This is a genomic window from Campylobacter sp. GB48 (assembly GCF_049221845.1).
Lineage (GTDB): Bacteria > Campylobacterota > Campylobacteria > Campylobacterales > Campylobacteraceae > Campylobacter_D > Campylobacter_D lari_C.
In genome coordinates this window covers 17,399-29,729 of the sequence record NZ_JBMJAR010000006.1, presented here as the reverse complement: position 1 = coordinate 29,729, position 12,331 = coordinate 17,399, and the positions used below count along the sequence as shown (strand labels likewise).

The following is a 12,331-nucleotide window of genomic DNA, read 5'->3' as shown; positions in this document are numbered from 1 at the left end:
ACACTTTTTGCTTGTAAGAAAATATAGATTTTTAATCTAAATATTAAGTTTTTTAAAATTATGTCGATAGAGTATTTTAAAGTCTTTTAAAAAGGAGTTTAAAATGGACATTAGCAATAATATTCAAAGAGATGCAAATGTAGCTCATTTTAACACAAAAAGCGTTGAAAAAGCACCTCAAGAGAATAAGCAACAACAAGTTAATTTAAATGATCAAGATGAGAATTTAAATGAAAAACTAAAAAACGTGGCAGAAAAGCTTAATAATCAAATGGAAACACTAGGAACAAATGTACGTTTTGCATTTAACGACAAAATCAATGAAATGTATATAAACGTAACTGAAAAAGACACGGGAAAACTTATACGTAAAATTCCTAGTGAAGAAGCAATGAAATTAATAGAACATTTTAAAGGTGTTATTGGTACTATTTTTGATAAGGAGAGCTAATTATGGCAGTAGGTAGTTTAGGTAGTTTAGGGATAGGTTCGGGAGTTTTAACAAGTGATACGCTTAATAAACTTAAAGAAGCGGAGATGAATGCGAATTTAAAATTTTATAATTCGCAACTTGAAACTAATGGATTAAGACAAAAAGATTTAGCAGAGCTTGAAGCTAAACTACTTGCATTTCAAACAGCTGTAAATAGTTTAGGTGATGCTTCGCAGTTTAATCAAAAGAAAGTATCTCCCAGTGTAAGCGGGGATAGTGCTGCTGCTAGTTTAACCGTAGGATCTTTATCTAATCTTACCAATATGAAAGTTATTGTGGATCAACTTGCTCAAAAAGATGTATATCAAAGTAATGGTTTCAGAGATAAAACTTCATCAGTACTTCAAAATTTAGGTCTACAAGGCACTAAATCTTTTACAATCACACAAGATGGAAAAGAATATAAAATAGAAATTGATCAAAGCACTACAGTAGCTCAACTTGCTGAAAAAATCAACTCTGCTACAGGGGGTAAGGTAGAAGCTAAAATAGTTAATACTGGAGATAAAGAAAACCCATATCGTTTAGTAGTACAAAGTAAAGATACTGGAACGCAAAACAATATTTCTTTTTCAGGTGATGAAGGTCTCTTAAAGGGTATGGGATGGGAGCTTGATAAAAATAGTATTAGCGCTGGTGGTTTATTTGGTTTTAGAGAAAATGGAAATGACAATAAAACTCAAATCGGTGGAAAAATTACTGGTAATACCTCTGATAAATTATTAGCCTCTGGCGAAAAAACCTCTTTAACTTTTGTAGTTAAAAACGGCGATACTTATGATAGGTATACCATAGATATCGATGAAAATACTACTTATGATAGTCTAGCTGAGCAAATTAGTAAAAAAACCAATGGTAAAGTTAACCTTGAAATAAAAGATGGAGTAGCAACTTTCAAAACAACCAATGGGGCTGAGCTTGGAATTTTTGATGGAGGTTATGCTGTAGATGAAGATGGTAATATTGACAAGGCAAATTATACTAGAGATGACAAAGCTACAAAATTATTAAGTGAAAAATTTGGAATTAACTTAGATACTAGTACGCCACAAGGTTATAATGTTTCTAAAGATAATAAAAATCATATCCAAAAAGGCATGGATGCTATCTTTAGTGTAGATGGCGTTCAAATGACTAGACCAACTAACACTATCACAGATATAAGCCCAGATGCTACTTTAGAGCTTAAACAAAAAGGTGAAATAAGCTTTAATGTAACTCAAGATACAGCTGCTATAGCTGAATCTTTGGAAAGTTTAGCAACTGCTTATAATGATTTGATGTTAAATCTTACAGCAGCTACAAAATATGATCCTGATGCAGGGACAAAAGGAAATTTTGTAGGTGTTAATGCAATCTCAAATATAAAATCTCAAATTAATAATATTTTACTTCAAACTATCACAGTTGATGGAACAATTACAGTTGGAGATAGCGAGACTTCGGAAGGGACAAAAATATCATCTAAAGTTAGTTTATCTTTGGCTGATTATGGGCTTACTATATCTAATGGAACCATGACTTTTGATTCTTCTAAATTTAATACCAAATTTAGTGAAGATCCAGAAATGGCCGAAAGATTTTTTGTAGGAAGCAATGGTTTTGAAGATATAAACTTAAGCGGAGAAAAGGTTGGAGGGTTTGCAAAAAACAATCCCGATGGCATTGATTTTAAAGACTCTGAATTTAAAATTATTTATAATGAAGAAACCATAGATTTATCTAAAACTAAAAACGGCGATCCTTTTATACTAAAAGGAGAAACAGATGAGGAAATGGCTCAGAATTTAGTTGATCATATTAATAGCTTTGGCCTAGAAGGCTTAGAAGCTAGTTTTGAAATTATCAACCAAGGAAGTCCTGATCAAAAAATTCAATTTAAAATCAAAGGAACTTCAGGAAGTGATTTGGAAATTCAAGGCAAAGAAGACTTTTTAAAACAATTTGGATTAAGTCCTAAAACTATGTATTCAAATTGGAAAGAAGAAACCGGAACTTTTGGTGTGCTTAAAAACACCATGAGAGAAATGATGAGTTCAGAAGGTTCTTTTGGTGGGTATAAAGCTTCTTTAACAAAAGAATCAAAGAATTTGAATGAAACCATAGAAAATACAAAAAGCTCTATTGATACAAAATATGATACTATGTGGTCAACATGGGCAGCATATGATAGTATTATTTCTAAATTAAACAATCAGGCAAGCGTTATTGCTAATATGATTAATGCAGCAAATAATCAAAATTCTTAAAACAAGAAAGGATTTAAATGGTAAATAGTGCAGTTTACAATGCATATTCACAAAGCCAAGCAGGTGTAGAATCTCAAGAAAAACTTATAGAGATGTTATACGGAGGGATTCTACGCTTTGCTAGTAGAATAAAAATAGCCATACAAAATGAAAATATTGAAGAAAGGGTGTATTATGTAAAAAGAGCCAGTGCTATTTTTGTTGAGCTTATTAACTGTCTTGATTATGAAAAAGGTGGGGATGTAGCACATTATCTAAGTGGTTTATATACTAGAGAATTACAACTTCTTTCTTTAGCAAACATAGAAAATAATGAGGCTAGAGTAGATGAAGTAATAAATGTAGTAAAAGGCTTATTAGAAGCTTGGAGGGAAGTACATCAAAAATGAGCGAAAAAAAATGGATAGATGAATTTAAACTAGCTGTATATACTGAAGATGTGGAAAAAATAGTTAAACTCATCGAAAAACCTGATTTTAAAGATTATCCTAATGAGGCTTTAGCACTTACTAATGAAGCAATAGCTTTCATGAAAAAAAAGCAAGATGAAGTAGCTATTAATTTACAAAAACTCAAAAAAGCTTCTGCTTATATGAAGTAAAACATGGCGATAAGCCGAGTTCTGTCAAGAGCGATCATTTATCTAGACTTGTTTTTGCAAACAAGTTCAAGCGAAGGGTTATATTATAAGACAAAAACCACCCCTTCTTGCTGCAGATTGGGTTTACATAGCTAGCTTTGTTACCAAAGCTACTGGTAGGCTCTTACTCTACCGTTTCACCTTTTCCATATAAAATATGGTAGTTTTCTTTCTGTTGCACTTTCCCTTAGGTTACCCTAGCCATCCATTAGATGGAATCTTTGTCTTATTGCAGCTCGGACTTTCCTCTTCAAAAAGAAGCGATCGCTTGCCATGTTTAGATAAATTCTACCAAAAAAATTATTTTTATACCAGAGTAAAAATAAGATTTAGTGTAATTTTTAATTTATTTTCATATTTTACAAGTTCTAAATTTTTAACTTTTATATATGGATCTAGTTTTTGTAAAAATTGCATTAAAAAAATAAAATCACCAACAAAACTTAATCTTAATTCATAATAAGCAAAATATTCATCTTGATTTTTATAGCTTTGAATTTGCAAAGATTGCACCCCAATAAGATTCTTTTCTATATCCTTTAAAATACTTTGATAATCTTTATTTATACTTAAAAACGAGCGATCATTATAAGATATATTTTCATCTTCTTTTAAATCAGAAATCATTTCTTGTTTTTGCTCGTATTTTGTTTGTAAAATATATAGTTCATCTTTTGACAACTTCATTTGTTTTTCAAAATAGTCAAAAACACCCATATAAACCATGAAAAAACCAAAGACAAAAGCAACTATCAAAGCTAGTGCAAATTCACGCTCAGATAACTTAGTAAAGACATTTTCTAAATTTTTATAAAGATTTTTCAAAAACAAGAGTGATTTTTCCATTATTAACTTCTTTATTTTTTAATACAAAATGATGTTTTTTAAAATCTTCATAGAATTCATAGTCATTTTTAAGTTCTATAATAAAATCATTATTTTTAACATGCAAAGCCTCTATATAAGCTTGATGAGAATTTAAAACTCTTAAAAAATCATAAAAATCTTTATAACAAAGTGTATTTGCATAAAATTTTTGCAATAAATCAACCTTTAACTCATTTTCTTCTTGTAGTTTTTTAAACTCTTGATTTTGCTTTTGATTTATTTTTGCTTGCTCTAAAATATCATCTTGCTTTTTTATTAAATTTTCATATTTTGTTTTCTCATTTTCATAAAATGATTTTTGTGTATATAAATACAAGGGATAAGCTAAAGCTAGTAAAACTCCACAAACAAAAGCCAATAAAATCTTAAAACTAAAAGATTTCAAATGATTTATTTTTTCTTTGTTGGTAAAATTAATCTTGACTTGATCACATTTTTTTAACAATTTTTGATAAAAAATATTACTATTAAATTTATCAAAACTGCTAAGATTTTGAGTATCATCTATGCTTATAATGTGCTTATAGGTATTTTTTAATTTTTCTTCATATATTTTATCATAAATATTTAATGGTATAACTTTACAATTTTGAAAATCACACCCCAAATACTCCACTAAAACTATGTATTTTTCCTTAAACAATAATGCAAGATTTTCACTATCTACATCATTCTTAAAATACACTTCAAAAAGCAGGGGTTCTGGGATTATATAATCAATATCTAGAATATCTTCATACTTGCACAAAAACACATGAATAAAAGATTTATCTTGAAAATACTTTAGCTTATAAGAAAAATCATCTTTAAGACCAAGCTCTTCAAAGCTCTTTTTTAAAATTTCATCTTCGCTAATAGGATTTGCAAATTTAATATATAAAAGCTTTTCATAAGCAAGAAAATCTTTTAGAATTGTTTTCTTACTCATCATAAAGGATTTTCTTAAGGTTTTGCTCGTTTTTGTGCCAATTTTTCTCAAGTTGAACGAATAATTTTAGCATTACCTTTTTTTGTGCTAATTTTTCTATTTTCACTCTAGCTTCTTTACCTATACGCTTAATTGTAGTACCATCTTTACCTAGTATCATTCCTTTGTGAGAATTACTATCTGTAATGATAATGGCATTGATATAATAAATTTGCTCTAGTTCTTTAATTTTTTCTATTTTTACTTCAGTGCTATAAGGAATTTCATCACTTAAATTTTCATATATAGCTTCTAAGATAAAATCTCTATAAATATCCTTTTCTTTTGTTGTAGTAATAAACTCAGGATCAAAATAATACGGGTGCTCAGGCAAATACTGAATCATCTCATCTAAAAGAATTTTTTTATAAAATTTTTGCTTTGCAGAATAGGGGATAATAGCACTAAAATGTGAGCTAAACTGAGAATACTCGCTTAATTTTTTAAGCAAAACTTCTTTTTTTACTAAATCAACCTTATTAATCAACACAATATGTGGTACTTTAGGATTTAAACTTAAAAAATTTTCATAATCTTTGATATCATCATAAATACTAGCTACAAATAAAATCACATCACAATCAGCAATGCTTTTAATCGCCAAATCAATCATAAGCTGATTCATAGCCTTAGAGCTTGCATGCAAACCTGGTGTATCTATAAAAATAAGCTGATGATTTTCATGCATTATAATCGCATTGATCTTTCTTCTTGTGGCATTTTGCTTATGAGAAACCATAGCCACTTTTTCTTCTAATAAAGAATTTAGGATAGAACTTTTTCCCGCATTAGTTCTACCCACTATGCTTATAAAGCCACTTTTCACAAGATATACCTAGCTAAATCTTTATTTTCTATGATATCTCCAAGTTTAACTTGCACTTTAAAATCATCTATTTTATATACTTTACCTGCATATTCATCCGCTTCAAAACTAATATCCTCTAAAAGTTTTTCCACTACTGTATGTAAGCGTCTTGCACCAATATCTTGCATTTCTTCATTAGCCTTGCTTGCTATTTTTGCTATTTCTCTAATAGCCTCATCTTCAAAAACAAGCTCTACATTTTCAGTTTTTAAAAGCTCAATGTATTGTGTTAGTAATGAATTTTTAGGTCTTGTTAAAATAGCATATAAGGCATCCTCATCTAGCGAATCAAGCTCAACTCTTAAAGGAAAACGCCCTTGAAGTTCAGGGATTAAATCACTTGGTTTGCTTAGATGAAAAGCACCTGCTGCAATAAATAAAATATGATCAGTTTTTAAAGGACCAAATTTAGTTTGTATAGTGCTACCTTCAACTATAGGAAGCAAATCTCTTTGCACCCCTTCTTTGCTTGGATCTTGGCGGTTTGAATTTGAGCTTGAAACTGCTACTTTATCTATCTCATCGATAAAAATAATCCCTTCATTTTCAGCTCTTCTTAAAGCCTCGCCTTTAATACTTTCCATATCAAGAATTTTCTCACTTGCTTCTTGAGCTAAAGCTATTCTTGCATCTTTTACCTTCATTTCTTTTTTAACTTTTTTATTACCCACACCAATAACTTTTACTATATCTTGCATAGCACCCATTTCAGGTGGTAAATTTGGATTAGTATCAAATACACTTTGTGAAATTTCAACTTCTATTGTGCTATCATCTAAATCACCAGCTTTTAATTTCACGCGCATTTTTTCTAAAGAATTTTGATACTCTTCTTGTTTTTCTTCACTAACACCCTTTGGTAAAGGCGGTAAAAGTTTTTCTAAAATCTTATTTTCTATAAATTCATTAATCTTTTCTTTGTTTTTTTCTTTTTCTTCATTTTTTACTAAATTTAAAGCAGCATTAGCTAAATCTCTAACCATGCTTTCTACATCACGCCCAACAAAACCAACTTCAGTATATTTACTTGCTTCAACTTTTACAAAAGGAAGTCCCATCATCTTAGCAAGGCGTCTTGCAATCTCTGTTTTACCAACCCCAGTTGATCCTATCATTAAAATATTTTTTGGCATGATATCATCTTGAAGTTCAGGGCTAAGCTGCATTCTTCTATAACGATTTCTTAAAGCAATTGCTATGATTTTTTTGGCATTTTTTTGCCCAATTACATAATCATCTAAAAATTTTACAATCTCTTTTGGAGTTAAATTCATTTATCATCCTCAATTACATAAGTTTTAATATTTGTATTTGTATAAATGCAAATTTCACCAGCAATTTGCAAGCTTTCTTTAACTAATACTTCCTCATCTAAACTTGAGTGTTTAGCTAAAGCTCTTGCAGCAGAAAGTGCATAGTTACCTCCACTACCAATAGCAGCTATAGCGCCATCTTCAGGCTCAACTACATCTCCAGTTCCTGAAAGTAAGAATATATGATTTCTATCTAATACTAGCATCATTGCTTCAAGTTTTCTTAGATATTTATCCTTACGCCATTCTTTTGAAAAATCTATTGCAGCTTTTAATAAATCACCCTTAGAACTAGAAAGTAGTTTTTCAAACATATCAAAAAGATTAAAAGCATCAGCAGTGCTTCCTGCAAAGCCTGCCAATACTTTCCCATTGTTTAATTTTCTAATTTTAACCGCATTGTTTTTTAAAACAGTGTTTCCAAAACTTACTTGTCCATCTCCACCAATTACAGACTTATTTTTACCTTTATAAGCTAAAATTGTAGTTGCGTGAAACATTATTCTCCTTTAACTTCTAGCTTAAACACAGCATGAATTGCATGGCCTAATTTTGCTGAAATTTCATGCACACCAAGTTCTTTTATAGTATCACATTCTAAGCTTTTTTTATCAAGCTCTATGCCTTTTTGATCCTTTAGTGCATGAGCGATTTCATCTTTAGTAACCCCGCCAAACAAGCTTCCATTAGCTCCTACAGGCTTAGCTATGCAAATAGTGATTTTAGATAATTCTTCTTTTAATTTTTCCAAATTTGCAAGCTCAAATCTTAAATTTTCTGCCTTTTTCTTTTGCTCTGCTTCATACTGTTTTAAAACTTCATGTGTAGCAGCTTTAGCAAAACCTTTAGCAATTAAAAAATTTTGTCCATATCCATCTTTTACTTCTTTAACTTCTCCTGCTTTTCCTAAGCTTTTTACATCTTTAATCAATAATACTTTCATTGTTTTCCTTTTTTAAAATTTTCTTCCATTTTTACCTGCGATGATAAATCTTAAAGCATTTAATCTTATAAAACCTGCTGCATCTTTTTGATCATATACAACATCTTCTTCAAAAGTACAATAAGCCTCACTAAATAAACTATCATTCACACTTTCTCTGCCTATTACCATTACATTACCTTTATATAACTCAAGTTTAACTTTGCCATTAACATATTTTTGTGACTCATCAATTAAGGCTTGAAGCATTAATCTTTCAGGTGAGAACCAATAGCCATTATAAATTAAACTTGCATATTTTGGCATCAATTCATCTTTTAAATGCGCTGCTTCTCTATCAAGAGTGATACTTTCTATAGCACGATGTGCTTTTAAAAGTATACTTCCACCTGGAGTTTCATAACAACCTCTACTTTTCATACCCACATAGCGATTTTCGACAATATCAAGACGACCTATACCATGTTTTGCACCAAGTTCATTTAGCTTTGCTAAAAGCTGTGCAGGGGACATTTTTTCTCCATTAATAGCACACAAATCGCCTTTACTAAACTCAAGCTCTATCACTTCACTTTCATTTGGAGTTTCTTTTAAATCTTTCACCCAGCGCCACATATCTGCTTCGGGTTTAGCCGCAGGATCTTCAAGCACTAAACCTTCATAAGAAATATGCAATAAATTTGCATCCATAGAATAAGGTGATTTACCTTGTTTTTTAGCTATATCAATACCATGTTTTTGCGCATAAGCTAAGAGTTTTTCACGGCTATTCAAATCCCATTCTCTCCAAGGAGCAATGATGGCTAAATTTGGATTTAGCGCCAAAGCACCTAATTCAAAACGCACTTGATCATTTCCTTTACCAGTTGCTCCATGACTAATAGCATCTGCTTTTGTTTTATTTGCTATTTCTACTAAAGCTTTTGCTATCAAAGGTCTTGCTATACTTGTACCTAGTAAATATTCTCCCTCGTAAATAGCATTTGCTCTAAACATAGGAAACACATAATCTTTTACAAATTCATCTTTTAAATCTTGAATAAAAATATTTTCTTCTTTTACGCCCAAAGAAAGTGCTTTTTTTCTAGCAGGCTCAAGCTCTTCACCTTGTCCAATATCTGCTGTGAAAGTTACCACTTCACATTTATACTCATCTTGCAACCATTTTAAAATTATACTTGTATCAAGTCCACCAGAATATGCTAAAACCACTTTTTTGATATCTTTTTTCATTGTCTTTCCTCTTTGTAAAAATAATTTTAAAATTTAACGAATTTAGCTTAATATAATGTAAAATATTTAGACATTTTATAACATTTTCTTGTATTTTTTGATAAAATATTTTTATGAGAATAGATAAGTTTTTAAATGTAGTTAATATTACTAAGCGTCGTGCTATTTCAGAAGATATGTGTAAAAGTGGCGTAGTAAGCATCAACAATCAAGTAGTTAAAGCTAGTAAAGAAGTAAAAATTGGCGATGAAATAAGCATTAAATTTATAGAATATACTAATATCTATAAAGTCTTAGACATACCAACAACTAAAAGCATACCAAAAGCTATGCAAGAAAAATATGTGGTAAAAATTCAATGAAAGAAATGATTTTAAGTCAAAATGAGCTTTACAAGCTTTGTGAAATTTTACCTAAAAATGGAGTTATTTTACTTCAAGGAGATTTAGCAAGTGGTAAAACTACTTTGGTGCAAAACTATGCTCAATTTCTTGGAATAGAAAAAACACTTAATTCTCCTACATTTTCTATCATGCAAGAATATGATTTTCAACAAGGTAAAATGTATCATTATGATATTTATCAAGAAGGTTTTGATGGACTTTTAAAAAATGGTTTGATTGAAAATTTTTTTGAAGAGGGTTTGCATTTGGTAGAGTGGGGTGATGAAAAATTAAAAAAATATTTAGATAAATATCAAATTTTTAATATAATTTTACAAATCATTCCTTGTGAAAATAAAAGAAAGTATATAATACATGAGTAAGCTAGAAGCTAGAAATTTAGAAAAAATCATTAAAAAAACTAAAATCATACACGATGTTTCACTAGAAGTACAAAGTGGGGAAGTTGTTGGACTTTTAGGACCTAATGGGGCAGGAAAAACTACAAGTTTTTATATGATATGCGGGCTTATTTTACCAACAAGTGGGCAGGTGTTTTTAGACTCACAAGATATCACAAAAGAACCACTTAATAAAAGAGCAAAGCTTGGTATTGGGTATTTACCTCAAGAAAGTAGTGTTTTTAAAGACTTAAGCGTAGAAGAAAATTTACTTTTAGCCGCTCAAGTAATATATAAGGATAAAAATTTATTAGAACAAAAGATAGAACAAATGCTAGAATTACTTAGCATAGAACCTATTAGACATAGAAAAGGTATGAGTTTAAGTGGAGGTGAAAGAAGGCGTTGTGAAATCGCAAGATCGCTTATGTGCGATCCTAAATTTTTACTTCTTGATGAACCATTTGCTGGGGTTGATCCTATCGCAGTGAGTGAAATTCAAAGCTTAATTAATGATTTAAAGGCTATGAATATAGGTGTTTTAATCACTGATCATAATGTAAGAGAAACTCTAGCAATTTGCGATAGAGCTTATGTGATTAGAAGCGGAAAGTTGCTAGCTAGTGGCAATGCTAATGAAATTGCACATAATGAAGATGTTAAAAAATACTATCTTGGAAGTGAGTTTAGACTTGAATAATGCTTAAACAAAAAACCTCTATAACGCAAAAAGCAAAACTATCACAAACCTTAAGATCTTGGCTTCCTATATTGCAAGCTAACATTGAAGATCTAAAAGAAAGTTTAGATGAATTTGCTAAAGAAAATCCTTTTATAGAGATCAAAGAAAACTCAAGTATTACAAACAATCAAAACAAGTATTATCAAGAATATTTTAGTAAAAATACCACCACGCAAATGATTGATGCAAAAAGCTTAGAAGTAAAAAATGTGTATGAACTTTTAAGCGAGCAAATCATACCACCATTTTTTCCTACTAAAAAATCTCAAACCATTGCTGAAAAAATCATAGAATGTTTAAACCATGAAGGTTATTTTGAGTATGATGAGGAAATTTTAGGTGAATTTGATCCTCTAGAAGTAGAAAAAATCAGACAAAGATTTAAATACCTTGATCCTGTTGGAGTAGGAGCAAAAGATAATCAAGAAGCTTTTATTTTTGCATTAGAGCATTTTGACTTAGATGATGAGCTTTATGAGTTTTGCAAAATGCTAATTTTAAATTTAGAAAATGCAAAAGATTTTATCAAAGATCCTTTGTATAAAAAGGCTATAGCGATAATTAAAAAAATCTCTATTCCACCTTTTTTAGAGTATTTTGAAGAGAGTATGGAAATCATTCCTGATATATTTATTTATCAAGAAAATGGTGAAATTAAAATTAAAATCAATGATGATTATTACCCCGAAATTGCTTTTGAGGCAGATGGCTTAGATCATGAGTTTTTAAGTGCTTATTTAAAAGATGCTAAAAATTTAATCGATGCATTAGCTATGCGTAAAGCTACCCTTTATAAACTAGGATTAATGATTATAGAATATCAATATGATTTTTTCATGGGCGGGGATATTAAACCTATGCAGCTTAAAGACTTAGCACAAGATCTTGAAAGAAATGCTTCTACCATCTCAAGAGCAATTGCAAATAAATACTTAAGTTGTGACAGAGGCTTAATACCTTTAAAATCTTTCTTTACCACCGCAGTTGATGATGGTGAAACTTCTAATGCAACTATTAAAGATTTTCTTAGTAATTTAATTAAAAAAGAAAATCCTAAAAAACCTTTGAGTGATTTAAAAATTCTTGAACTCACTCAAAAAGAATTCCCAAGTGTGCAACTAGGGCGTAGAACTATCACAAAATACCGTATGCAACTTGGTATAGGAAGCTCAAGTGAGCGTAAAAAATTATATGAATTGATGTAGGAAAAG

General features: G+C 30.1%; 15 protein-coding genes and 1 other RNA gene. 8 read left to right on the top strand and 8 right to left on the bottom strand.

The genetic code is table 11. From position 1 onward, the window contains the following. Positions 1-103 precede the first annotated feature (103 nt). The 4 genes from ACOTVC_RS04680 to ACOTVC_RS04665 are packed head-to-tail and all read left to right on the top strand — an operon-like array spanning position 104 to position 3,343. Positions 104-451, top strand: a complete 348-nt coding sequence (locus tag ACOTVC_RS04680; RefSeq protein WP_214116759.1) for a FlaG family protein — start codon at positions 104-106, stop codon at positions 449-451. A gap of 2 nt (positions 452-453) precedes the next feature. Next, entirely contained in the window at positions 454-2,742 is a 2,289-nt protein-coding gene (gene fliD / locus ACOTVC_RS04675; protein WP_421627836.1) for a flagellar filament capping protein FliD, read from the top strand. Between the two features lie 17 nt (positions 2,743-2,759). Continuing rightward, entirely contained in the window at positions 2,760-3,131 is a 372-nt protein-coding gene (gene fliS / locus ACOTVC_RS04670; protein WP_039618295.1) for a flagellar export chaperone FliS, read from the top strand. Continuing rightward, positions 3,128-3,343 (top strand): hypothetical protein, encoded by a 216-nt coding sequence (locus ACOTVC_RS04665; RefSeq protein ID WP_039618292.1) that lies wholly within the window; start codon positions 3,128-3,130, stop codon positions 3,341-3,343. The genes fliS and ACOTVC_RS04665 overlap by 4 nt, the downstream gene beginning before the upstream one ends. Here ACOTVC_RS04665 and rnpB read toward each other — a convergent pair. The 8 genes from rnpB to ACOTVC_RS04625 all read right to left on the bottom strand — a co-directional run bounded on the left by rnpB (position 3,338) and on the right by ACOTVC_RS04625 (position 9,594). Beyond that, positions 3,338-3,662: RNase P RNA component class A (rnpB, locus tag ACOTVC_RS04660), an RNA gene on the bottom strand. The two genes, ACOTVC_RS04665 and rnpB, sit on opposite strands and share 6 nt — an antisense overlap. Positions 3,663-3,688: 26 nt before the next feature. Then, a complete protein-coding gene (locus tag ACOTVC_RS04655) occupies positions 3,689-4,228 on the bottom strand; it encodes a hypothetical protein (protein ID WP_421627833.1) in 540 nt (179 codons plus the stop codon). Further along, a complete protein-coding gene (locus ACOTVC_RS04650) occupies positions 4,191-5,201 on the bottom strand; it encodes a hypothetical protein (RefSeq protein WP_039641449.1) in 1,011 nt (336 codons plus the stop codon). Before ACOTVC_RS04650 ends, ACOTVC_RS04655 begins: the two co-directional genes overlap by 38 nt. After that, positions 5,191-6,063, bottom strand: coding sequence for a GTPase Era (gene era / locus ACOTVC_RS04645; protein WP_087684689.1), 873 nt, complete (start codon positions 6,061-6,063; stop codon positions 5,191-5,193). Before era ends, ACOTVC_RS04650 begins: the two co-directional genes overlap by 11 nt. Then, positions 6,060-7,379, bottom strand: a complete 1,320-nt coding sequence (gene hslU / locus ACOTVC_RS04640; protein WP_039618284.1) for an ATP-dependent protease ATPase subunit HslU — start codon at positions 7,377-7,379, stop codon at positions 6,060-6,062. Before hslU ends, era begins: the two co-directional genes overlap by 4 nt. Beyond that, positions 7,376-7,918 carry an ATP-dependent protease subunit HslV gene (gene hslV, locus ACOTVC_RS04635; RefSeq protein ID WP_047208279.1) on the bottom strand — a complete coding sequence of 181 codons (543 nt, stop codon included), beginning with the start codon at positions 7,916-7,918 and terminating at the stop codon, positions 7,376-7,378. The genes hslU and hslV overlap by 4 nt, the downstream gene beginning before the upstream one ends. Further along, the gene (gene rplI / locus ACOTVC_RS04630) at positions 7,918-8,361 is read right to left on the bottom strand and encodes a 50S ribosomal protein L9 (protein ID WP_039618280.1); all 444 of its coding nucleotides are present in this window, start codon (positions 8,359-8,361) and stop codon (positions 7,918-7,920) included. Before rplI ends, hslV begins: the two co-directional genes overlap by 1 nt. Before the next feature lie 12 nt (positions 8,362-8,373). After that, complete coding sequence (locus tag ACOTVC_RS04625; protein ID WP_214099418.1) at positions 8,374-9,594, bottom strand: argininosuccinate synthase; 1,221 nt, start codon at positions 9,592-9,594, stop codon at positions 8,374-8,376. A 113-nt stretch (positions 9,595-9,707) separates the two neighbouring features. Here ACOTVC_RS04625 and ACOTVC_RS04620 point away from each other — a divergent pair, with 113 nt between their 5' ends. The 4 genes from ACOTVC_RS04620 to ACOTVC_RS04605 are packed head-to-tail and all read left to right on the top strand — an operon-like array spanning position 9,708 to position 12,325. Then, entirely contained in the window at positions 9,708-9,956 is a 249-nt protein-coding gene (locus ACOTVC_RS04620) for an RNA-binding S4 domain-containing protein (RefSeq protein WP_039618276.1), read from the top strand. Next, a complete protein-coding gene (tsaE, locus tag ACOTVC_RS04615; protein ID WP_421627831.1) occupies positions 9,953-10,360 on the top strand; it encodes a tRNA (adenosine(37)-N6)-threonylcarbamoyltransferase complex ATPase subunit type 1 TsaE in 408 nt (135 codons plus the stop codon). The genes ACOTVC_RS04620 and tsaE overlap by 4 nt, the downstream gene beginning before the upstream one ends. Next, on the top strand, positions 10,353-11,078 hold the full coding sequence (gene lptB / locus ACOTVC_RS04610; RefSeq protein WP_087684681.1) for an LPS export ABC transporter ATP-binding protein: 726 nt from the start codon (positions 10,353-10,355) through the stop codon (positions 11,076-11,078). Before tsaE ends, lptB begins: the two co-directional genes overlap by 8 nt. Continuing rightward, positions 11,078-12,325: an RNA polymerase factor sigma-54 gene (locus tag ACOTVC_RS04605; RefSeq protein ID WP_039641436.1), complete on the top strand. Its 1,248-nt coding sequence runs from the start codon at positions 11,078-11,080 to the stop codon at positions 12,323-12,325. The genes lptB and ACOTVC_RS04605 overlap by 1 nt, the downstream gene beginning before the upstream one ends. Positions 12,326-12,331 lie beyond the last annotated feature (6 nt).